Annotated in this window: 17 protein-coding genes and 1 tRNA gene; 12 read left to right on the top strand and 6 right to left on the bottom strand. The window is 44.4% G+C overall.

The features are described 5' to 3' along the window. Positions 1-311: 311 nt before the first annotated feature. From vsple_RS07290 to vsple_RS07310, 5 genes are all read left to right on the top strand, one after another. Positions 312-1,283, top strand: coding sequence for a tripartite tricarboxylate transporter substrate binding protein (locus vsple_RS07290; protein WP_261881574.1), 972 nt, complete (start codon positions 312-314; stop codon positions 1,281-1,283). A 192-nt stretch (positions 1,284-1,475) separates the two neighbouring features. Next, positions 1,476-1,976: a tripartite tricarboxylate transporter TctB family protein gene (locus vsple_RS07295; RefSeq protein WP_261881575.1), complete on the top strand. Its 501-nt coding sequence runs from the start codon at positions 1,476-1,478 to the stop codon at positions 1,974-1,976. Between the two features lie 10 nt (positions 1,977-1,986). Continuing rightward, on the top strand, positions 1,987-3,507 hold the full coding sequence (locus vsple_RS07300; protein ID WP_255230662.1) for a tripartite tricarboxylate transporter permease: 1,521 nt from the start codon (positions 1,987-1,989) through the stop codon (positions 3,505-3,507). A gap of 164 nt (positions 3,508-3,671) precedes the next feature. Further along, on the top strand, positions 3,672-4,430 hold the full coding sequence (locus tag vsple_RS07305; RefSeq protein ID WP_261881576.1) for a sulfite exporter TauE/SafE family protein: 759 nt from the start codon (positions 3,672-3,674) through the stop codon (positions 4,428-4,430). A 203-nt stretch (positions 4,431-4,633) separates the two neighbouring features. After that, on the top strand, positions 4,634-4,825 hold the full coding sequence (locus vsple_RS07310; protein WP_255230658.1) for a hypothetical protein: 192 nt from the start codon (positions 4,634-4,636) through the stop codon (positions 4,823-4,825). Positions 4,826-4,943: 118 nt separating this feature from the next. Here the strand turns inward: vsple_RS07310 and vsple_RS07315 are convergent, their stop codons facing one another. Next, positions 4,944-5,360, bottom strand: coding sequence for a VF530 family protein (locus tag vsple_RS07315; RefSeq protein WP_032549168.1), 417 nt, complete (start codon positions 5,358-5,360; stop codon positions 4,944-4,946). A 570-nt stretch (positions 5,361-5,930) separates the two neighbouring features. Between vsple_RS07315 and vsple_RS07320 the strand changes: the two genes are divergently transcribed. Beyond that, complete coding sequence (locus vsple_RS07320) at positions 5,931-7,079, top strand: HD-GYP domain-containing protein (protein WP_261881577.1); 1,149 nt, start codon at positions 5,931-5,933, stop codon at positions 7,077-7,079. 223 nt (positions 7,080-7,302) lie between these two features. Here vsple_RS07320 and vsple_RS07325 read toward each other — a convergent pair. Then, positions 7,303-7,379, bottom strand: a tRNA-Val gene (locus vsple_RS07325). A 288-nt stretch (positions 7,380-7,667) separates the two neighbouring features. Between vsple_RS07325 and vsple_RS07330 the strand changes: the two genes are divergently transcribed. Genes vsple_RS07330 through vsple_RS07340 form a run of 3 tightly spaced genes read left to right on the top strand, consistent with a single transcriptional unit; the run spans position 7,668 to position 13,911 of the window. Beyond that, positions 7,668-8,234, top strand: a complete 567-nt coding sequence (locus vsple_RS07330; protein WP_261881578.1) for a hypothetical protein — start codon at positions 7,668-7,670, stop codon at positions 8,232-8,234. A gap of 8 nt (positions 8,235-8,242) precedes the next feature. Continuing rightward, complete coding sequence (locus tag vsple_RS07335; protein ID WP_261881579.1) at positions 8,243-10,735, top strand: hypothetical protein; 2,493 nt, start codon at positions 8,243-8,245, stop codon at positions 10,733-10,735. Further along, entirely contained in the window at positions 10,732-13,911 is a 3,180-nt protein-coding gene (locus vsple_RS07340; protein ID WP_261881580.1) for a site-specific integrase, read from the top strand. The genes vsple_RS07335 and vsple_RS07340 overlap by 4 nt, the downstream gene beginning before the upstream one ends. A 216-nt stretch (positions 13,912-14,127) precedes the next feature. On the opposite strand, the gene vsple_RS07345 is transcribed toward vsple_RS07340, so the two are convergent. The 3 genes from vsple_RS07345 to vsple_RS07355 all read right to left on the bottom strand — a co-directional run bounded on the left by vsple_RS07345 (position 14,128) and on the right by vsple_RS07355 (position 19,771). After that, on the bottom strand, positions 14,128-17,475 hold the full coding sequence (locus vsple_RS07345; RefSeq protein ID WP_261881581.1) for a DEAD/DEAH box helicase: 3,348 nt from the start codon (positions 17,473-17,475) through the stop codon (positions 14,128-14,130). Between the two features lie 846 nt (positions 17,476-18,321). Further along, entirely contained in the window at positions 18,322-19,506 is a 1,185-nt protein-coding gene (locus tag vsple_RS07350) for a site-specific integrase (RefSeq protein ID WP_261881582.1), read from the bottom strand. A 28-nt stretch (positions 19,507-19,534) separates the two neighbouring features. Then, a complete protein-coding gene (locus vsple_RS07355; protein ID WP_047044104.1) occupies positions 19,535-19,771 on the bottom strand; it encodes a hypothetical protein in 237 nt (78 codons plus the stop codon). An 87-nt stretch (positions 19,772-19,858) separates the two neighbouring features. On the opposite strand from vsple_RS07355, the gene vsple_RS07360 reads away from it, so the two are divergent. Continuing rightward, the gene (locus vsple_RS07360) at positions 19,859-20,083 is read left to right on the top strand and encodes a helix-turn-helix domain-containing protein (protein ID WP_261881583.1); all 225 of its coding nucleotides are present in this window, start codon (positions 19,859-19,861) and stop codon (positions 20,081-20,083) included. A 240-nt stretch (positions 20,084-20,323) separates the two neighbouring features. Here vsple_RS07360 and vsple_RS07365 read toward each other — a convergent pair whose 3' ends face one another. Next, on the bottom strand, positions 20,324-21,277 hold the full coding sequence (locus vsple_RS07365; RefSeq protein WP_261881584.1) for a LysR family transcriptional regulator: 954 nt from the start codon (positions 21,275-21,277) through the stop codon (positions 20,324-20,326). Between the two features lie 144 nt (positions 21,278-21,421). Here vsple_RS07365 and vsple_RS07370 point away from each other — a divergent pair, with 144 nt between their 5' ends. Together vsple_RS07370 and vsple_RS07375 are read left to right on the top strand one after the other, a co-directional pair. After that, positions 21,422-22,243, top strand: a complete 822-nt coding sequence (locus tag vsple_RS07370) for a DUF4437 domain-containing protein (RefSeq protein WP_261881585.1) — start codon at positions 21,422-21,424, stop codon at positions 22,241-22,243. A gap of 116 nt (positions 22,244-22,359) precedes the next feature. Further along, the gene (locus tag vsple_RS07375; RefSeq protein WP_261881586.1) at positions 22,360-22,875 is read left to right on the top strand and encodes a DUF3299 domain-containing protein; all 516 of its coding nucleotides are present in this window, start codon (positions 22,360-22,362) and stop codon (positions 22,873-22,875) included. The last annotated feature ends 70 nt before the right edge of the window (positions 22,876-22,945 follow it).

A 22,945-nucleotide genomic window follows, 5' to 3' on the forward strand; every position in this document is an offset into this window, starting at 1 on the left:
ACAATCAAGCATATTGTCGACAATTTAGACTAAGGTATAGTGATTGAGTGCCATAATAGATTGTTAGCAACTTACTAAAACGTTCACACCAACCCGACGATTTATCATCCAATTTACGAGCCGTGAACTTTATGAACTTTATTAATTCAATGCTCTTTATCCTCAATATCACCACATTAAAGACAATTCATTAACACAACATTAACCTTTGAGCATCGACTGGTTATTTGAACTTCGCTCAATACCCAGTAGTTAATACATCAATAAGTTTCTCGCTTAACTAAGAGAACAATACATAAGGAACGTGAAACATGTTCAAGGCAATGAAACCCTCTATCGCAGCGACTGTGATCGCCGCTACCTTCTCATTCAACACTTTTGCGGCAGACGTAGAGAAAATCCACTTCTTAATTCCTGGCGGCGCAGGCGGCGGTTGGGACATGACTGCTCGTGGTACTGGCGATGTATTGGTAAAGTCTGACATCGTAGAAAATGTCTCTTTTCAAAACCTGTCTGGTGGCGGCGGCGGTAAAGCGATTGCACACCTTATTGAAACGGCTAAGCGTCAAGAAGACACGCTAATGGTCAACTCCACACCGATTGTTGTTCGTTCACTGACAGGGATATTCCCTCAATCTTTCCGTGACCTAACTCCAGTTGCTGCAACCATTGCGGACTATGGCGCGATCGTAACGTCTGCAGACTCTAAGTACGACACCTGGGAAGATGTGGTTAAAGAGTTCGAATCTAACCCTCGTAAAGTCAAAATTGCTGGTGGCTCAGCTCGTGGTAGCATGGACCATCTAGTCGTAGCGGCAGCATTTAAAGGTGAAGGTTTTGACGCTAAGAAAGTGCGTTACATTGCCTACGATGCAGGCGGCAAAGCGATGGCAGCTCTACTCTCGGGTGAGACACAACTGCTTTCAACAGGTCTTGGCGAAGTACTAGAAATGTCGAAATCTGGCCAAGTAAAGGTACTGGCGGTTACAGCACCTAAACGACTCGATGCAGCGCCGAATATCCCGACTCTAACTGAGTACGGTAACGAAACTGTTTTTGCTAACTGGCGTGGTTTCTTCGCAGCTCCGGGGACAAGCCAAGCGAAAATTGATGAGTGGAACCAAGCACTGACGAAAATGTACACCACCGATGAGTGGAAGGTGGTTCGCGACCGTAACGGTTGGATCGACAACTACAAAGCCGATAAAGAGTTCTACACCTTCCTAGAAGATCAAGAGAAGCAAATGGGTGACCTAATGCGCGAACTTGGTTTCCTTAAGTAATCACAATATTCAGGAGGGAATTACCAGCTCCCTCCTTCCTTATTCTCTGTTTTGCCATGCATGAGTTCACTCAATCTCCTTTGTAATTTGTGGGCAGTTGAGCACTACTCTCTTCCTACATTCCGTTAGTGATCCCAGACATTTTTCATTAACCCGCTCATGCATGGCTTTTTTATTTTTATGGAGTTGGATATGTCGGAACAATCGAACACGTTCTTATCCAAAGAGAACCTACTCACTCGCGATCGCATCGGTGCCCTCGTTTTCTTACTGGTTTGCTTGTGCTATGGCTACCAAACAACCCTTATTCCTCTGTTTCCTGGGGATGAATACGAACCTTTTACAGCGCGAACACTCCCAACCCTACTCACCTTTGCGGGTATTGGGCTGGCGCTGATCTTACTCGTAACCGGAAAACAAGAACCGAAGAATTCCTGCGATACCACACCGCTTAACTGGAAGCTGTTGATCGGTTTCTTGGTTCTAATGGCACTGTATGGTGTTGGGCTTACCTATCTCGGCTTTGTTTTAGCAACCGGCTTCTTCTTGTTGGCAGGTTTTTATCTACTGGGTGAACGCAGAAAGCCAATCCTGATTGGTGCTTCATTTCCGTTCGTCATCGTTTTTTATCTTCTATTAACTCAGGGATTGGATATCTATCTAGAACCTGGTCTTATCTACACTCTTTGGTAGGAACCGCATTATGTTAGATGGAATTTTACAAGGACTTTCGACCGCGGTAATGCCGATGAACATCATGATGGTGATCGTGGGCTGCTTCGTTGGTACTTTTATCGGGATGCTACCGGGCTTAGGGCCTATTTCTGCGATCGCGCTAATGATCCCAATTACTTACGGTTTAGAACCTTCTTCAGGTCTAATCCTAATGGCAGGTGTTTATTATGGTGCGGTATTTGGCGGCTCCACTTCTTCGATTCTCATTAATGCTCCGGGATGTTCATCAACCGTAGTGACTGCATTTGATGGCTACCCAATGGCCCAAAAAGGTCAAGCGGGTAAAGCACTTGCGTTAGCGGCTTACTCTTCATTTACTGGAGGCACGTTATCAGCGATCATGCTCCTTATCGCAGCGCCGGCGCTTGCAAGCGTATCGCTAAGTTTCCAATCGTCAGATTACTTTGCACTGATGTTACTTGGCCTATCGGCCGTCGCAGCTTTCGCTGGCCCAGGACAAGTGATCAAAGCGTGGATGATGACCGTTCTAGGTTTGATGCTTTCAACGGTAGGTATCGATAAAGGTGTCGGTGTTGAACGATTCACTTTCGGCTTAACCGATTTGATGGACGGCTTTAGCTTCTTACTGCTCGCGATGGCAACATTCGCGCTGGGTGAAACCCTGATGGGTGTGCTTAAACCTCAAAAAGACACCAGCGAAGAAGAAAGCCGTAAGATGTCTGATATCGGCAGCATGAAAGTGACTAAAGAAGAAGTGAAAGACGTCGCCCCTGTATCGATTCGCTCGTCTATTCTTGGTTTCTTTACAGGCGTACTACCGGGTGCTGGTGCAACTATCGCAGCCTTCCTAAGCTATGGTATGGAACGTAGTCTCGCGCCAAAAGAGAAGCAGAAAGAGTTTGGTAAAGGCAGTATTCGCGGTCTTGTTGCACCAGAATCAGCAAACAACGCAGCTTCTAGTGGTTCGTTTGTTCCTCTATTAACACTTGGTATCCCAGGTTCAGGTACGACGGCGATTATGCTTGGTGCTTTGATTGCCTACGGTATTCAACCAGGTCCGCGTCTGTTCGTTGAGCACCCAGATGTATTCTGGTCAGTTATTATCTCTATGTACTTCGGTAACATTGTACTGGTGATTTTAAATCTACCGCTGATCCCATATATCTCGAAACTGCTTGCCGTACCAAGAACCGTTTTACTACCTATGATTCTGTTCTTCTCAATTACTGGCGTTTACTTGGTGTCATTTAACACTATGGATGTCTTTATCATGTTGCTTATAGCAATGGCTGCCATAGGATTGAGATTAGCTGACTTCCCACTGGCACCACTGCTGTTAGGTTTCATCTTAGGCGGGTTGATGGAAGAGAACTTAAGACGTGCACTTATGATTAGTGATGGCGAATTGAGTTTCCTTTGGGAGCGCCCAATTACTATGAGCTTTACCATCCTTGCAGTGTTGGTTCTATTCAGCCCTCTATTCATGAAGCTGTTTAAGAGCCTTAAAGCCAAACCTGTAGAAGCTTAATCAAATCTTACTTTATCTAGGGAGCCTTCGGCTCCCTTTTCTATTAATGGAGCAAGCATCCGTTGCAACAAATCACAAACTTACCCATAACATCTTGATAAAGCTGGTTTTAGATTCAAAATTCAGTAAGTTAGTTATTCATCTCTCAATTAGGAACTATCGTCATGGAATGGCTGATACTTTTTCTCGCTGGTGTGCTTGGTGGCATATTGAACTCCATTGCAGGTGGCGGCAGTTTTGTTACGTTCCCTGCTTTACTTTTTGTGGGCGTACCTCCGGTCGCTGCCAACGCAACCAATACCTTTGCTTCTTGTGCCGGTTACATAAGTGGGGCTTATGCATTAAAACAAGAGATTCTATCGGGCACAAAACAGCTTAAGTTGACTTTGATTCTGAGTGTCTTGGGCGGTGCCATCGGTGCTTTCTTACTGCTACATACACCTGAGGCACTCTTTACCCAATCTGTTCCTTGGCTACTGCTATTCGCAGCACTACTGTTTACCTTTGGCGGCCACATCAACAGCTTCATTAAAAAAGCGGCAAAAAAGCACAAACACGCAGGGAAAGCAGGCGCCTTCTTCTCTGCCCTATTGCTGCTTTTGGTATGTGTTTACGGCGGTTACTTCAATGCTGGTCTTGGTATTGTCACGCTAAGCTATCTTGCCTTAGCTGGTTATACCAACATCAATGTCATGAATGGGATTAAATTGTTGGTCTCAGCAAGCGCTTCAATGGCGGCCATTGTCTTGTTTATTGTTGATGGTTCAATTGATTGGAGTTCAGGACTTGTAGTCTTACTCGGTACACTGGTTGGTGGCTACTACTCTGCTCAGATATCACGCAACATTCCACAAAACTATGTTCGTAATAGCGTTATCGTTGCCAGTTTCTTGATCACCGCATACTTTTTCTACGCCAATTAACCGGTTATTAAAAACCGCCAGATATGTCCTTTGCCTATAGGAGTTCGTTTTACTTTTGAGCGTTATACCAATCATGAAAATAGCATTCGCTGAATTTGTGAAGAGAATCTGATAATCACCTTGTTTGATATTAATTTAGATTAATTTTTATCCAGAGGTGCGATACTGACTGCGTAAAAGAAGCAAGCATATTAGGGGGCATTATGAACATCAAACTCGGTCATGTTATGTCATCAAGCAGACTGATCTGCTTCATTGCATTCTTAGCAGCAACCTTTGCGTGGATACTAAAAATGCCCGCTCTTTTTTCGGTTTCTGCTCTGTTTCTCGTCTTCAGCGCTGCAATCTACTTAAGTGATTTTATTAAGAATCAAAAGAAAAACCGCGAAGCCTGAGCAATCTCATTTCAACGCCACTGTTATGAGTCAACCTTATTTAGGACAGTTCAGTAGATAGTAAAGAAAAAGGAGCATGATGCTCCTTTTTTGTATCTTGTTCAGTCCACCATAGCGATTAACGGCGGAAATTACGTCCTTTACCACCAGAACGACGCGCTTTAAATGAAGACGCGGCCTTAGCTTGAGATGCTAAGATAGACTCTACCGTCAGCTCCATCGGTTCTTTAGGCTCAAGCCCATGACGGAAAGTACGCGAACGCGGTGGCATTTGATACTCAAGATCAGACGCTTTAGGCATACGTTTGAAGCGGTACAAGTAAAAGTTCTCTACTTTCTCACGCGCCCACTGTGTTTTCTTTAAGTACTTCACCGCACTCGCAACAGACGGCTTCGTGTTAAAACAGTTCATGCGCATTGCTGCATCAAGTATTTCCCAACCGTAATGATCGACCAGCTCAGTGATCATGGTTTCTAACTTTAAGCCATGCAGTGGGTTGTTTTTCTGCAGCTCAATTCTTTCTTCATCTGTCATCGTCGTACCTTAAACAGAGCAAGTACTCTGCGTTAGTTCACCATCATCATAACGGTTGTTTACTTAGGTCAGCTTCCTGCATGCCTGTTACTGAAGGTAATGATGGCACAAAGCCTGTCACTCTCCTAATTATCATCGATGGATATGTTTATTTATGGTCTGATCGCGTGAGAACTAACCGACACATCACTCAATAAGTCCGTTTTCTAATCCAAACATCCAACAATTCTGACTTCAGTACGTGGTTAGAACACATCTATTTCCGATACTGTCCACCCAACCTATTAATAATCATCGCATTTATTGAGCGTACTTTATGGAACCAACGTCGCTGTAAATACCCCTAATGGATTGGAAATCTAGATCGACATAACAAAAAAGCGAACCCAGTTAACAAAATAGATGATGCTCAAATGTAATAACCACATTTTTAGTGATGTATTTAGAATTTATAAGATGATGAGATTACAATTCATTAACAGGACTGGTATGTTCATATTCTTAAATATGAGAAATCAATAAGTCAAAGAAAAACAATTATATAATTATAAATAAAGGTCAGCCCCGCTCATGTTTGACTACTCCCAACTCAGTAAAATCGCAGCTAAAGATCAAGATATTACCTCCACATTAGACGATCTTTTCCAGCTTGTGCGTTCGTTCTACCCGACGCTCTCGCGCCTTTCTATAGCTTTAACCAATGAAAACAAAGCTACCAATTACTTTGTTTCCGATGCCTTGTGCCAAGAAGCGAATGATAACTACATCGAATACAACATCAGACCAGAATCTTCCCTGAGAAAGATGTCTGAACTGCCTTCAATACGAGTTATCAATGACTTATCGACAATGAACCCCACACGACAAATTTGTCGCTTAATCGATATTGGACATCAAAGTAGCTACACCTCCCCAATCTACTATCGCGACCAAAACCTTGGTTTTATCTTTATTAATGCCACCGCGATCGGTTTCTTCAATCAGAAAAGCATTCAAGCGGACATCGCGTACCTATCTCAACTTATCGCGAACCTGTTTACTCGACTGCATGAGAGTCAAAAACACTTTCAAACTTCTCTCGCAATCGCCCTCAATATGGGCCATGCAAGAGATCCTGAAACCAAGGAGCATTTGATTCGCATGGGACGTTACAGCGAAATACTGGCGCGCGCTATGTCAGAGCAAAAACCGGAAATCACCTATCAGTTCATTCATCGAATCCGTGTTTATGCGCCTTTTCATGATATCGGTAAGTATCGTATCCCCGATCATGTACTTTTTAGTACCAAACGATTTACCGATGAAGACAGAGCCATAATGAATCAGCACACGATTTTCGGTGAGGCTATGATTGACGATGTCGTCTCAATTTCAGATAACCACTCAATCTCACATGATGAAATACAGTTTCTGAAAAACATTATTCGACATCACCACGAACGCTACGACGGAACGGGCTTACCTGACAGGCTATGTGGGACTCAGATTCCTCTAGAAGCGCGTATCGTTACTCTGGCAGATGTATTTGATGCCTTGCTCAGCAAAAGAGCCTATAAATCGGAATGGGAACTTGATGATGTATTGGAGTACATCGAAGAAAACGTTGGCATAATGTTCGATCCAAACTGTGTTGATGCCCTTAAACAGAATCTCGATACCTGTATGGCAGTAAGGGAGCAGTTTTCGGACAAAGAAGAAGTCACTAGCTTTCAAGCATAGTTTTCCACCCAGTAGACACTAAGAAGTCGCACTGGAAAGCGACTCTTGTCGATATGGCGTTTCGATAGCAACGATTCTCGAATCCAAAGCTGTTATCGGGCGCTTTATCCAGTTAAGAATCGTCATTATCTATTTAAGCTGTTATCGCTAATGGAAGCGAGGTAACTTCCCATACTCCAAAAACAACAAAGCCCCGCATAATGCGAGGCTTTGTTTTGATATATGGTGGATCCGGGCGAACTCGAATCGCCGACCCCCGCCATGTCAAGGCGGTACTCTAACCAACTGAGCTACGGATCCAAAATGTTCTACGTTGCATTGTAATGCAGTAAGGGATGGTGGGTCCGGGCGAACTCGAATCGCCGACCCCTACCATGTCAAGACACCTAATTAATGGTTATAGAAAATATAAGTCACTGCAAACACTATAAATCAACACTTTAGCTTGAAAATGACCTCTACCTGTAATAGGTTAATATCTAACCAGCTGATATATGGGCACAACATGGTCACATATTTCAAAGTTCCTATATCGGACATATTCTGACCTGCTTTTTTTCAATAAAGCAATTTGAGTGGACGTGTAGTATGGACATGCAAGAGAAGTTTCACCGTGATTTATTTAAGCAAACAACATGGCAAGAGGTCAGCGTCAAGCAGCTTGTTACTGACGAAATTCTTGCTAGCTTCTACGAAAAAGCCAATCCAATTTCTTTGCTTCGCAATCAACCAAACCATCAGCATCATCCGACATATTTATTCAACTTACTCGCACTACAATCACCCATAATTTGCTACTCATTTCGTCGGCACTATCGCTACCTTGCAGGCTCGTTCACTATCGAAAAACTGCGTGATGCCATCGCCAAAAATGAACTCCCTGCCGATAAAGAAATACCTGTTTTTGTTCTCCATAAAAAACCAAATAGCGAGCTACGAAAGCAAATTATTCAGTTCGATTTAACCAATAATCTCATCGATAAATGCTTCATCAGTGACACGAAAAAAATCAGTATTTTGTTACGAAATTGGTTTCAAAAAGACGAAGGTAAGCGGAGCATTTTTCAGTCGCAGGAATGGCTAAATCTCTATCCCAATTTGAATACTGCAGAGAAAACCGCAGCGTATTTATCTATATCCAAAAAAGACCTATGAGGTGACCAATGGATGAGTTAACCGAAGGCAAAATTGCACAACTTTTTCCAAGGGCGCCTATAGAAATCGTAAGGTTATGGCTGCCGGTTTTGGAAGCCATAGAATGCCCTTCCAATTTTCGCTCTCTTCGGTTTGTCATTCACACTCTCGATATCAGTGCTCAACTTGAACCTCAGCTCTTTAGCCAAACATTCGGTGTTCCCTACGACTTAATTGACGCGTTGTTCTCCATTACCTCCGAGCCCAACACAAAACAATTTGAAGAATACTCCAACACAACGCTAGCGCATGGGTCGAAAGGCGATAAGCCCATCTACTCACTATTATTTGAGTTTCATCGAATCATCGATGCTCAACTTGCCGAAACTTTGCTCGTTTTTCTCGACCACTACGCGCACCATGAAGCAGAAATTACTTCGCGAAATAAAGCCGAGCCCACATTGAGTTCGCTCCGCCTCCTGTATCCAGATCAGAAATTCACCCCATCTTATCTTGCAGGTCGAAACCCTAACGAAATTGCAAATCAACTTCTGCATTTTAAGAATGAACTGTTATCCGGTGATAGACATGAAGAAAACTGGAACAAGAACATGCGTGGGCGTATTTGGAACCTCATTCATTTTTACCAAGTCAATTGGTCTGACCGACATAAGCGGTCCAGAAAGTCCAAGCAAGCACTCCGAGGCTCCTATCGTCGCAATAAGCCTGAGAGACTAATTGGAAGTGATCATTTAACTACCTACTCGTTAAAAAAACTCTCATTTTCCGAAGAGTATCTGAACAACGGCGTCTCACCGTTTGAAGACCTCCCTCCTCTCTCAGTTGTCAATAACGAGATACTTGATACGCCTAGGCCTGCCCATGAAATACCGGATATATCAGTAATAAGGGACGGTCAGAAAAACAAAGACAAAAATCGAAGCATTAACAAGTCGGTTACGCAGTCTCACAACATCACCGTATTATCACGAAATGTCTTACAACCGCATGAACTCAACTACCTTCTTAACGAGCTGGTCTCTTCTAGAGCTGGTAATATCGACGGTATAGATAAAAATAAGTTGCGTTGTATTGCACTAATCTGTCTATTGTTTTCTCGAGAGCTCGAAGACGTACTAAACCTTCAGGTATCAACGAAGGGTGCCGCACCAAAAACCGGCTTTCACCTTCGCTCCCTGAAAACTGGGGCATTTAATACCTCATTCAAGTCAACAACACTTCGCACTGAACACAGTGAAAGCCCCAACCTGCGTAAAGCCCGATCTCTGCTAGCCGTTTCGCTTCCTCCTGAACTAGTACAAAGACTTAAATCAGCGGTCCTACAAGACGGCACTATTCGAGACAATTCAGGCACGAAAGAAAAAGTGTTAAAGGCACTACAAAAACTCATTGAAACACTTAACCGAAAACATCACTGCCAAATCAGCTTGAAGCGCATTGAAAATCATCTTAAGAACTATGTAATTGCCACCGAGCGGTTTGACCCAGTCTTATTAGAGCCACTGATCGGCAAAGAGATCTATTACACTCGCTCCCCGCGTCACTACGCGTGGTACGACCACGTAGAATTGAATCAGTTTGTTCAGCAGCTTTGGCAACAAGCATTTCCGACATTGCCATTCCAATACCAAGCTGAGTTCGTGTCTACAGATGTGAGCGATGACGATATCACCGGCTTTGGGTCAGAATTTACACCTAAACTAGCAGTGCTAAAGCAATTAGCCTCAACCCTTAGACTAGAACTTAGCAAGTGGAAGTCCTTCGATGCGTCTAGCTCACTCAATAGCATCATTGACTACCACAACGCCTACACCTTACATACCATCTATATGCTTCTGTGTGGGACTGGTTACCGAGCTGTATCTAATCCTTTACCCAGCTTTAGCTTTGCACTGATGCGCTACAACGCTATTTGTATTTCAGACAAAGACAGCGCGCTCACCTTCTCTCATATGCGCGTTATCGCCTGTCCGGCAACATTAAAAGCCCAGCTTAAACATTATCAACACCACCTAGACGCAGTCGCACGTTTGCTCTCGCACAATCGCACTTATGATTCGAATCAACTCCGCTGGCACCGCTCAGCCTTGCGTTTTATCGAAATGACTTCAAAAAATGCGAGGTTAGACTGGCACTTTTCAGCCAAAAACTCTCAGAAGAATGACGGGCTCTTCTTGTTTTTTGAACACAATGAGAATGGAGAGCTAAAGTCCGTCAATGCTTATCCCACGACAATACGCCGACAGTCTAGTCAATTACCCCAACTTCCACTGAATTTTGGGCGTCATTATCTTCGACGATATCTGCAGATAAATGATGTACCCCAAGAGCTTATAAAGCTTCAAATGGGCCACTGGGTCACAGGTGAAAACCCGCTTGAAGGTTTCTCTTCGCTTTGCATGACTGAGGCCATTAATGACCTACTTCCCAAACTTGATAAGATGATGAATGAGATTGGCTGGGAGTCTATACCATCGGCATTGACAAGGAAGCGCCAATGACAACATCTCGCACAGCAAAATTACGAATGGACGGAATGAAAGCCGAGTTCAAAGCTCAAGCTTTGCAAGAGTTCAACCATTATGTCGAACGACACCCACTGACAAAAGACAGTGAAGCAGAAAGAATCAAGATAATCGACAAAGTGTATAACCACACCGTCTCACTAGCTCGGCACAAAGACAACTGCATAACGCAAGAATCCCTAGCTAGCATTCAGAAGAAACTACCCAATGAAGAACCCTATTTATCCCTATTTCATTCGGTTCTCAATCTTCTGATTTTCTACATAGAACGCAAAACAGGCATACGCGCGCCGGAACTGGCGATGACCACGACGCTCAAGCAAGAGGTACCTGTATTAACACCCGACACCTTTCTGAATTCAGAGCTTGCCGCGTCAATCTATGACCTCATCGAGTCCAAAAGTGCACTGAAAGCCTATATCAGTGAACCCACGCGAAACTCAGGGTTCCTTATTCTGTGGCTGATACTCAAAGAGGGTATAAGCAAAGAAAAAGATATTTTACCCATACTACGCAGTCATGAACCGCTATATCGTATTGAAAGTCATTGTTTTTACAAGACGACTAAAGCACGTCGATTCTTGCTATCTAAAAAAGCGGAATTTTTACTCCAGGTTTGGTATCAATCAGACTACCCCGCCTCTCATAACGCTACAAAAATAGTTCAAAAGTACTTGGTGGCTCACCACCTACTCTCTGCTCACCACTCTCTGGGTATCGTTTCGCTACGACAGATGCTCAAACTCGAGTATGTGATGACACGAAGCAACATCGAGTTTAAGCTCTACAATCAGCGCCTCCCCAATTCGTTATTGAGTGACCATACCCTTGCCCGCTTATTCACCGGTCGCCGGATACATCATTCCCAAGAAGATACCACCGAATTAAAAACGACTGTGCGTCAGCAAAGACATTGGTTATCTGGCTTCAGTGCTGGAGAAGGTAAGATTCGAAAACGAGTCGATCAAGACATTGCCCAGCTGACAGCAAAAGAGCAAATCGACATAGTGTCCTATTTTACTGGCAAGTTAGCTAGCGCCTCGCCAAAAGATGCCAGTAAGGTATCGACTAAGGTACTCGCCACTCTACAAATACGGTTAGAAGACAAACATAAAATCCGCGCCATGCCATTTTGTTGGCTTGTGCTTTCATGGTTGTATCACTTGCTTAAAAATGGCGGAAAATTTAAATCCACACTGAGGCTAAACACCATCAAGGATTACGTTTCAGCCGTGTCTTCGTCCTTTATTTCTGAGTTCTATGGCTGCGATCCGGAAAAGATGAACGAAATCGATTGGGCAGAAAAGTTCAATATTGTCATTGAGTCTATCGCCTCACCACAGCGTAAAGCGTATGTTGCCTATTTTGCAGAGTTTCTGATTGACAGTAATTTGGTACCCAACCTATGTTTATCCGACATCGATGTGCCAGCTTCGGAACACAATGTCGACGCGAATATTATTTCCCATTTTGAAGCAGACAACATCATCTCAGCACTGGAAAAGTCCAAGCATCGGAGAGCTGAGCTTGCCCAAACGTTATTTGTCTTTGGTTTCTTCCTCGGATTGCGCCGGAATGAAATCAAAGGGTTACAGTTCAAAGATTTTCACCACGAAAGCAATGAACACCATACCTTGCATATCCGGCCCAACAAATATCGACTGCTCAAGACCACCGATGGTTCTAGAAACTTGCCAGTCGAAAGTCTCCTTCCTGCGGCACACCTAGAGAAACTGCTTAGTTTAGTTGAAAGATCAAAATTAAAGCACATGTCGTTTGATAACCTGATTTTCCATCACTACACAGATAAAGACTTAAACGATGCGTTTAAACTCCTTACGGATGTTATGAGGGGTGTGACCGGTGATGAGACTCTGCGCTTTCACCATTGCCGCCACTCCTTTGCGAATTGGGTCCTGTGCCTACTTTATAATTTGAAGCAAACGCACTCTTGGCCGTTTCTTGAACACAATTATTTTTCTTCGGAGCGAGCTGAACAACTTCGTTGCCGGCTCCAGATAAGACAAAATACTCGTAAACAGTTTTGGGCAGTGGCACAACTATTAGGGCATGCAAGCCCCGGCGCGACGACGTCGTCTTACTTTCATCTCTCTGATATATTTCATCGCACATACTATGCCAGCTACTTGACTGAGCTCTACGCGATACGTCAATTCTGGGGACAAGGCACCGTTCTAGACAGTGATGGCAATATTAAACTAAAGCCAAACCAACAGAGCGTTGCTAAGCGATACCAACCAGAAGTTAAGTTGCTCTCAGCGCCTCAATCACCATTTGATAGCAGCGAATTCGACCCACCAAAAGTTGACCATGTTAAAGTTGACCATGTTAACAAAGAATTATCGCTAGAAGTCATTTGGCGAGTTATTCGCAGGAATGCAGAAGGCCAAAGTACACGCACCATTTCTAATGAAATGAACATCTCCGTTGAATTGGTCAAGCATATCCTGCAAACAGATAAGGAACTAACGCTTCGAACTCAACGTCGGTCGAAGCATAATGCGAAGCCGTACGTTAACTACCATTCAATGCTGAAGCCAAACACAATAGAAACCTCGAAATGGGTCACGGCCTTCGATAGCAAACGAGATGAACTCAGCTCCACGCTTAAGTTAGATTTACTTTTGCAGGGGATTAACGCCTTGGTTGGCTCAAAAGACGCGAAAGTTAGAACTTCGGATAAAGACTTTGCGCTTACACTCATCAAGCTCGTTGAGACTCTTTCTGTTCCCAGTCAAATCGTCGAGATAAAGTGGTATATGGAAAACGCTCCTCTCGCTGATTTAAGTCAAATCGAAGTTTACTTCCCACATATAGCCTTTTGGTTACGTGTGTTAGAAGACAAGATAGGGCTCGATAAAAGCTGCTTTTCTATTATCCTTCCCAAGCAACTAAGCACGTTTAAAGCTGATTTCGAAAAATACGCCAAAACTATCATCAGCGAAGACAGTAAGTACTTTAACTACATAGCACCTGGGCACGTGACCATAGAGGTGAAGCAAACTCACTTTTATTCTGACCGACGGAAAGAAGCAGAGGCTCTACCAAGCCGTCCGAGACGGAGGAAGTCCTTTGTGAGCTTTTTGAGGTTAGTAGCGATTTATTTGGAACTCAACAGAAAAACCGATTGATTTAAAAAGAGGTTATGTCGCATTAAGTTTCATTCCATGCGACAAAACCTACTGAAGAATTTAACGAAAACAGTATGTTAAGTCATCAGCAACAGTTGCTGGGAACACAGCTAATTTCAGTAACATCAAATCGAAACTAAATGCTTGCCTTTGCAGTTAAATTTAGTGTGTTTGGGCAAAATTGGTTCCAAACGGATGAGACAGCTGAAGTATCTTTCAGTCTGAAGATAGAGCAAAACCACCTGCCGCCAACCGCTTTTTTCGAGGTGTCTGCTGATGACTATCCACCGGTAGTGCAGGCTCGGCAAATAATGCCTCTAAGCTTGGGTAGCACTTCATGCCATCAACCTGCAACTCACCTGACATGACTCCGCTCTCCCAGTCCTTCTGGTTACCCAAAACAAACAGGTGATGCTTGGCACGAGTGACGGCAACATTGATAAGATTTGGTTTACTATTCACCCATTGTACACCACCCATGTTCTTGCGCACCGAAGACGCAGCCGTACAGATAATTACGGTAGAGGCTTCTTTACCTTGAAAGGTATGCACAGTACCGATATTCTCAAAGGCAAACGCTTTAAGATCATCGTCTGCACGCCCCATAGCTGCCTTCATCCAATCATGCTGTGCGGGGTCCTTGACCATCCTGTTCCACGTGGTTTGCAATGTCTTACGCATCTTGGAGAACGGAGTAATGATGTATACGCCACCCTCTACCATCTCAGGTTGGGTCTGGCACAAATGCTTGGTCAGTGCTAAAGCCGCTTCAGCTTCGGTGCCATTGTAATAACTGCCACCTCGAGTTTGTCCTTCAGGCTCAGTAATGTTAACCCAACCACTTTGCACTGCCTGCCACTTATAAGGCATTGATGCTAAAACCATCTTATTATCGTAAGCGATACGGTTGGCAATACCAAACATCGGTTCAGTACAACGACGGTGCACCAGTAATGGAATGCCTACCGTTCTATCACCAATCCTCGAGAAATAGTTACCGCTTTTGTCGGCAATTGACTGAGCTGAAGAAGCGCTCACTAGGTAATCATCGCCCCAGCCTTTTTGGCCATCCTGCTGTCCGAGCAACACAAAATCATCCGCCAAATTTCGGTCAACATTCGGCGGCATAGTGACAACGGGTTCGAGCTGGATCGGGTCCCCGACAAAAATCGCTTGCTTACAGCGTTGTAAAAGCCCAGCAACATGGTAGTTAACCGCCTGCCCAGATTCATCAAACATCACCAAACCAAAGCCTTGTGGCTTTTGCATCAGCTTAAATTGCGCCTCAGCAGACGCCAGTGATGAGCTGACAACAGGGAAGAATAAGAACAGCAACGCCCAAGTGCGCTGATGGTAAGGCACTTTTTCATTGGTCTCCAGTCGACCATCAACCAGAAATTGTAGGTCTTTCCAATCTTGCTCAGTAATAGCCTCGGCACCCAGTTCAATAATTGCCTCGTTTAATACCAAGGAGCGAATAAATAGCTCAGTACGAAGATGGTTGACCCCTTTGCTGCCCAGCGGCGATTGTTGCTGGATCCGTGCCTCTGCCGTTTTGGCATCCTCACCAGCATTCGCCTGATAGCTGAAACTAAACGGAGAATACTGCGGCTGATCAAGCTCCCATTTTCGACAGTGCTCAGCGGCATTACTACCCGTGATGTCGCGACGGAAGGTCTCCCAGCGAGCAAGAGCATCTTCATAGGCTGATTTGGCATTCTTATAGCGATCCTTTCGACGCTGACTTGCCATCTTCATGCCAAACCACTGCCGACGGACGCGATCAAGGGCATCAATCGCAGCATCCCAATACTCAGTCTCGTAACCACACCAAGCCTCCGCCAACGCATCAACCGTTAGTTCACCTTCATCAATCTTGAGGAGCGATTGACAGAGTGCCTCAAGGAAATCTTTATACTGCGCATTCTTAAAGGCATGCGTAGCCTGAATGTCCTCAACCACCTGCTGCAACTGACCGCTACGGTGCCAGCGGTCAACAAAGCGGTCGATCACCGGCTGTGCCTCACCCTGCTCAGCTTTTTTCAATGAGTTAACAAAATAGCGCAACTGAAAGTGGTCACCTAAGCCCTTGAGGTGCTGGCTTAATTTTTTAACCGTGTCCTTAAAGTCTTTACGATTACTGCTATTGCCCAATACCGCACAGAATATGCCCCAGTCACCTTTTGGAGCAATGGACTTAAAATAGTGGGTATGCTCCTGGTAGTCACCCGCCAACTTGGCTAACGATGGAAGTTCTTTGGAGATATTTTCTACCGCCTTGTTGTTGCTCGAAGCAACCAGCATGCTGTGATCAAGCACGGCATTACACAATGACGCATCAAGCCACGACTTGGCTTTGTCAGGATCAAAGGCTTTATCAAGGTCTCGTGTTCGGCTTACAAATCGCTCAGCAATCACGTCTTTTAATAAGGTGGTCTTTCCGGTGCCGGGTGGACCATTGACCGCAACAACTGGATTGTCTTTACGCTGTAGGGCCACATTCACCGCCACGGTTTGTAACAAACTCAAGCCGTAAGCCGGATTCTCAGGCCAACGCCCCCGAATCAAACGATTAGTGAGCGGAAAGTACTGCTCTGCGGCATCCAGTGCTGGGGTCAGCTCTTGCTGATTTTTAGCCCCCAAAAGATACGCACTGAGCGGCGCCGACAGCCCCTCAGCTCCCTCTAAATCTAGGGTTTGAATGATATGTTCAAGATCCTGCACAAAGAAAGGGCCAAGCTGGCTGTTATCATTACCCTCTGGATAGTAGCAGTGACGCCAACGGAAAGTCATCGCGCCACTGGGATGGCGATGAGGGCGGTCGGTATCGTCCTCAGCAAACTGGCTATCAATCGGCTTACAACGTTGCTCCATGTAATCGCGTGAAGCGGCATCTGGCCAAAACTCGCTTGCCAAGTCTCGGTTGATCTTGACGATCTGCTGTTGCAGCTCACGGGTGGTGAGTGCTGGTTTTCCATCCTCAGGGCTCAGGCTGTGGGCAAGGCGATTGGTAATCGTCTCATACCGCGACTCTACCCACTGTGAAAGTGACATATTTTTCGGTACAGATGAAGAACACTTACGGTAAAGCGTCCGAATGGTTGCCATGTTGATGGACACGTCCTGATCTTCTTCCGAACGTGTCCAGCGGATGGTCCCGGTGCTTTGATCCCAACTCGGGATCATCGCTTGAGCGACAAGAAAGGTACGCGGCACCTGATAGTTAGGATGCTCTTCGCCCGGCTCAATCAGATATCCGGCTAGATGACACTGGAACATAATCAACAAGCGGCTTTTGTCATCAAATTCAAGCTCACCCGTTAGACAACGTTGATTGGCACTATCGCCCCAATCTTCAATAAACGACTCCGCCTCTTTACTTGCAATCCCTTTTTCTCTATCCATCGGACACTCGGGTAAATCAAAAAGCTCAGCATCCAGCCAATAGTTCATGATCCGTTTACAACGCTCGGTGTCCGTCACTACATTCAGCGTGGTGATGTTATGACTATGTTCATCACGCAACTGCAAACGGCTTTTTAACTTATCGAAGATTCGACTCATATCTTTCTCATTACTAATGCATATAGAGTATGCATTTTTCCATTTATTCTCTAGCAAACGGGGAGGAGCTTGCCCGATTATTAATCTCACTATAATTTATAAAATAGCAATTTGAACATACCCGCAATTTCACTATCCCAGAGTGTTTCAGCACCGTTAGCCTTACTAGCCCATCATTACAGGTAGCGTTCATCAAGAACCAACTCTGCTCAAAATAGCGCTTTCGGAGCGGTATAATCGACACCTTGACCAAAATCAGCGTGATGACTGATAAGCCCAAAATCCATAAAATCAGGACATAGCCTGTTCGATAATATACATCATTAAAACTATCCTGACACCCTTTCAGTGTCAGGATATTAAGAGCTAACTGATTATTAAATAATGAAATTTAGATAGAAAAGGCCCCATTTATAATTAAATAATCGTCGTTAATCAAACCAATAGATAATCACCCACTAGGCACTCATCGAAAAATTGAATCATAGTCGTCGCCAACGTAACAGCACCCAGACAACTCTGGACGCTTTGAGGATTAGTGATGATTTCGAGGATGTTCGGTCTGATTAAAGCTGAACTGAAGCTTTTCTATAACTTCATCTGGTTCATACTTGAATTTTTTACTTCGGCAAAAAATGAGAATCTGCATCATCGAGTTCACCAATTGCCGAATATACAAACAGTCCGTCGAGCGATTCATTCGAAGTAAGTGATACCTAACTCTCTTGGTGCAAGGCTCACGCAGGTCAAACAGCTCGTCTAGCGTAAGGTTAAAGAACCCTTTTTGATGAATAATCGATAAGCACACGCTGGCGCAGTGCACGGTTAACACATCCACTTTCATTGTCATGCTTGACCTCCTTTGTGCTCGTTTTGAGCTTTTGATAGAAGCTTTTCAAACGCACTGCCATCTTGGCGGGTTAAGTTCGGAACGAAACGGCTGTAGATTTCAAACAACATCTTGGTGGTGCTGTGACCCATCTGCTTAGCTATCCATTCTGGCGCCTCCCCTGCCGCTAGCCATAAGGTTGCTGCCGTATGCCTTGTTTCGTAGGGACGGCGGTATTCCATTCCAATGGCTTCTAAAGTCGGCTTCCAGATACGCTCTCGAAGATTCGTCTTGTCGACTGGGTTACCCTGCGCATTGGTAAACACATACTCTCCACGACCAGTCACCTCATATTGCTCGCGCAAAGCTTTCAGCACCATACTTGACATATCGATATCTCGTGCCGAGCCAATGGTTTTTACCGTTTGGGTTCGACGATGCACATATGTCTCTCGAATACTGATTTTCTCAAGGTCAAAATCAACGTACTTCCATTTGAGGCCATCGATTTCAGAGGTTCTCATGCCTGTAAAGAATCGGACGATGAAATAGTTTCGATACTCTTCACGCACGGCATCGATGAATGTCATCACCTCTTGTAGACTAAAAGGATGAACATCGCGTTTTTCAATGCGAAGCTGCTTGATGTTTTCAAAGCTCGAACGAAAGCCATATCGGTCAGCGGCTTCATTTAAAATCATGCGGAGCGGTGTCATCACATGGTTCACAAAGTCAGCCGACAACTGCTTACCCTCTTTGGGCTGCATCAAGCGTGCACGGTATTTCAAAATGTCGGGGCGAGTGATTTTATCTACCTCGACCTCGCCAAACTCAGGTATCAAGTAGTTGTGAAGATAAATCTTCATACTGTCTTTGTAGCTTTCTTTCCAACGCACTTCGTTTTCGTGGTACCACTCAATGGCGAACTCAGAAAAAGGGATAGTGCTAATACCCTGTATCTCGTGGCTCGCTGATTTATAGCTCCCTAGCATCGCCTCTTTCTTCTGCTGGGCAGCGATGTCGTCCTTAATGAATTTTTTCGCACGAGGTGAATCAGGAAAGTACTCACCATATACAAAGCAGCCTAAGCGAATATCGGTATCGATTTGTTTTAGTAGTCGATTGAGCTTGCGTTCATTAGCTGGCGTGTCAGCTAACAACGTCTGCTCTCGGCAACGAACACCTTTGTAACGAAAGTCCATAAATAGCTTTCCAGATCTACTTCTTACACTAGCCATGACAAATTCTCCCCGAAGCCATTGGGATATAGTGCATATTTCTTGTAGCGGATTGATACAAATCCGCTTCTATGGCTTCCCAAATGTAAAGAATTTTTCTACCATTGAAGGGTCGAATGTAGTGCTTACCTTCGATGAATATAGAGTCTCGCAGTGACGAATTAATGTAGTTGGCGCTAAATTTGATACGCTCTGCGAGTTCTCTAGCCGTTAAGAGGGTTTGGTCCATGCGACCTCCTTTTTGTCCCCTGACAAGATACATTATTCACTTTAGCTCATTAATGTCCCCTGTCAAGATACAAAATGGTACATAATTTTGACTATCCGTTATAAGCTTAAAGAACTCATTGAATTAAAAGAAAAAATTGAAGGAAAAAAAATCTCTCAGGCAGCAATTGCTAGAGAGATTGGAGTTCAAAGGTCTGCAATAAACAAGCTGGTTACAAGCAAGGATTATGTAACAACGACAACTACGTTGAATGCTTTGTGTGCCTATTTTAATTGTAAAATTGAAGATTTAGTCGAGTATGTGCCTGACTAGAGTATGACCTATTCTGAAAAACTACTCATCAGAGCATCGTCCTACCTAAATTTACACGCGTTATGCCATAGATAAAATGTTAGAGAATCGCTTGATGATCACAATACTCAACGTGCCTTTAAAACTCATTTTTGGACATTTCTGAGTTAGCACTTTTGCTAAATTAGGGAAAGACGAATTAACTGAAGTATGGCAAACGTTAGTTTAACTTGTCCCCAGAACCATTATTAGCGATCACGGCTAGTTATCCAGCGGCCATTCATGTGTTTCTATCAACCCTTTTGCAAGCAATTCATGACGAAGTTGATGAATCTTGGCTTTGAGTTCATCACGTATCAATCGAATCGCTGGAGAGATTAGCTGACGACTTGGCAAGACGAGCCACATTTCGGTCAGTGGTATCTCACAATCGGCCAATATCCTTTCTAATCGGCCCGCGAGTAGGTCCTTTCCAACATCAATAACTGATTTCTTCGCTATCCCTGCTCCATCAATGCACCACCTACGCACGATATCACCATCATTCACCGCTCTATCGCTGTTCATTTTGATTCTGTATTTTTGATCATCGTGATAAAGCTCCCAACCGTCGTGTAAGACCTCATAGAGCTTGTAGAGTAGGGCATTGTGTTGATACAAATCGCCAGGAACCATAGGTCGACCATGATTTTCAATATAATCAGGAGAAGCACATAAAACGTGCGGGATATTGCAGATCTTAAATCCATACAAGTTGGATTCCTGCGCCGCCCCTTTGGTCATTGCTCGCAACGCTACATCAACTCCATCTCGGTAAAAATCGATTCGGCTATCACTTACGTGAAGCCTCAGAGATACGTATGGATGTTTATCCATCACACCATTTAGCAAAACGCGCATCAGGTTGCGCCCCATCTCAGAAGACACCGCGATACGAACTTCCCCACTGATGGATTGCTGCTCTTCCTTGACCAACACCTGTCCTTGTTGCAATAAATCCAATGCTTGTTGGCACAAAGGCAAGTAGCGTTCACCTTCTGGAGTTATGCGCATCTTTCGGGTCGTTCGAACAAATAATTCGGCGCCTAATACTTGCTCTATTCGTTTTAATGACACGCTTGCCGCAGACGAGCTAATATCCAGTTGATTCGCCGCTGCTGTAATAGATTGAAGCTCGGCAACTTTCAGCAATACCTGTAAATCAGAAATTTTCATAACCATCCTTCTTCATCACCCACTCGCAATGGTTCAATCTTTATTATCCACGATTTAAGGAAAGTTTATTAAAGATTAGTACGTTTATCGAATGAATAACTTTGAATATTATTCATCTCAAGCAAACACAGCAGAGACATTTCTATGAAATCACTAATTAAAGCATCGACATTAGCACTTGCGACAGCTCTACTTACTACTCCTTCTTTTGCCGATGAAGGTGCTTCAAAAGTTGTCGCTGCAAACGACATTGAGTGGGGTTATCTGAACCCGCTGCGCGGCGTACTTAGCCCAGGAGCAGCCGACCTTTGGGGTGACCGTACAACCGATACCGCAACAGGTATGTTAGTACGCTTTAAGAAAGGCTTTGAATCACCACCGCACATTCATAACATCACGTATCGCGGTATCGTGATTGAAGGTCAGATGCATAACGACGACCCAACATCAGAAAAAATGTGGATGCCACCCGGTTCATTCTGGACGCAGCCAGCAGGTGAAGACCACACAACGGCAGCGAACGGCGAAACTAACCTAATCTATCTTGAGATTGATGCGGGGCCATATCTAGTTAAACCGTCTGCGGAAAAATTCGATAATGGCGAACGCCCTCTGAACCTGCATAAAGACAACATTGTGTGGCTAAACAGCAGCGATCTTCACGACATCAGTGCAGAAGGTGTTCAATCCACATACGTTTGGGGTAGTACCTCTGATATGGGTGGCTCAATGATTAAACTGCCTGCCGGTTTTGAAGGCAAAATCACTACAGACTCAAGTGAGTTCCGCGCCGTTGTTATTGCAGGCTCGATTGAGTACAACTCAAAAGAACAAAGCAGCAATCTTACTTTAAACCCGGGAAGCTACGTGGAATCTGAGGGCAAGTTCTCTCATAACATCACCAACACGGGGGACTCTGAGGCAACAATCTACATCCGTACTAACAGCAAGTACCAAGTGAAATAAGCCCTAGCTCGCTTTGTCCCTCGCCATCGGCTTAATCCCCCTTAAACCGGTGGCAATTTCCATCGACGCGCAAATCTGTGCAGCACAAGGGTTATGTACAATACAAAGGTTAATATATGAAACACATATTATTCATCGCTTCTTTAATCATGGTGACATTCAGCTCTGCCTCTTTTGCAGCAAACCAAGTGCGCGATGAAAATACGGTAGAAATTGAGTGGCTTGATCTGATCCCAGAAAGCGAACGTGCACGCGTCAGCGATGAAACCCTCGCTGCCCTTGACCATAGTGCGAATGTTGCTCAGCAGGCTCTAGTGGGAAGTGTTCGTCCAGAACTGAATGGCAGCAACGTCAAAATACCGGGTTTCGTGATTCCATTAGAAGGGGACTCAGAGTCAATCTCTGAGTTTCTTTTGGTTCCCTTTTATGGTGCGTGTATTCACGTTCCACCACCACCTCCAAACCAGATTATTTACGTCAAGTTTGAAGAAGGAACTCCAACTAAAGACCTTTGGGATATCGTTTACATCACAGGAACCTTGAAAACAGAAACAGTAATTTCTGATGACATAGGGGTCGAGTCAGGCTATTCCATTGAAGGTGCGAGCTTAGAGATATATAACAAAGCGTGATCTAGTAAAACTAGAGACTCTACAGGGCTGCGGGTGACCCAAACCAATGATCTGGTAGTGAACAACTAAG

Source organism: Vibrio pelagius, from assembly GCF_024347575.1.
Taxonomy (GTDB): domain Bacteria; phylum Pseudomonadota; class Gammaproteobacteria; order Enterobacterales; family Vibrionaceae; genus Vibrio; species Vibrio pelagius.

Bases quoted from the DNA above. Each gene is read 5' to 3' on its own strand.
- vsple_RS07290 (WP_261881574.1), top strand. From the start codon at position 312: ATGTTCAAGGCAATGAAACCCTCTATCGCAGCGACTGTGATCGCCGCT.
- vsple_RS07295 (WP_261881575.1), top strand. From the start codon at position 1,476: ATGTCGGAACAATCGAACACGTTCTTATCCAAAGAGAACCTACTCACT.
- vsple_RS07300 (WP_255230662.1), top strand. From the start codon at position 1,987: ATGTTAGATGGAATTTTACAAGGACTTTCGACCGCGGTAATGCCGATG.
- vsple_RS07305 (WP_261881576.1), top strand. From the start codon at position 3,672: ATGGAATGGCTGATACTTTTTCTCGCTGGTGTGCTTGGTGGCATATTG.
- vsple_RS07310 (WP_255230658.1), top strand. From the start codon at position 4,634: ATGAACATCAAACTCGGTCATGTTATGTCATCAAGCAGACTGATCTGC.
- vsple_RS07315 (WP_032549168.1), bottom strand. From the start codon at position 5,360: ATGACAGATGAAGAAAGAATTGAGCTGCAGAAAAACAACCCACTGCAT.
- vsple_RS07320 (WP_261881577.1), top strand. From the start codon at position 5,931: ATGTTTGACTACTCCCAACTCAGTAAAATCGCAGCTAAAGATCAAGAT.
- vsple_RS07330 (WP_261881578.1), top strand. From the start codon at position 7,668: ATGGACATGCAAGAGAAGTTTCACCGTGATTTATTTAAGCAAACAACA.
- vsple_RS07335 (WP_261881579.1), top strand. From the start codon at position 8,243: ATGGATGAGTTAACCGAAGGCAAAATTGCACAACTTTTTCCAAGGGCG.
- vsple_RS07340 (WP_261881580.1), top strand. From the start codon at position 10,732: ATGACAACATCTCGCACAGCAAAATTACGAATGGACGGAATGAAAGCC.
- vsple_RS07345 (WP_261881581.1), bottom strand. From the start codon at position 17,475: ATGAGTCGAATCTTCGATAAGTTAAAAAGCCGTTTGCAGTTGCGTGAT.
- vsple_RS07350 (WP_261881582.1), bottom strand. From the start codon at position 19,506: ATGGACTTTCGTTACAAAGGTGTTCGTTGCCGAGAGCAGACGTTGTTA.
- vsple_RS07355 (WP_047044104.1), bottom strand. From the start codon at position 19,771: ATGGACCAAACCCTCTTAACGGCTAGAGAACTCGCAGAGCGTATCAAA.
- vsple_RS07365 (WP_261881584.1), bottom strand. From the start codon at position 21,277: ATGAAAATTTCTGATTTACAGGTATTGCTGAAAGTTGCCGAGCTTCAA.
- vsple_RS07370 (WP_261881585.1), top strand. From the start codon at position 21,422: ATGAAATCACTAATTAAAGCATCGACATTAGCACTTGCGACAGCTCTA.
- vsple_RS07375 (WP_261881586.1), top strand. From the start codon at position 22,360: ATGAAACACATATTATTCATCGCTTCTTTAATCATGGTGACATTCAGC.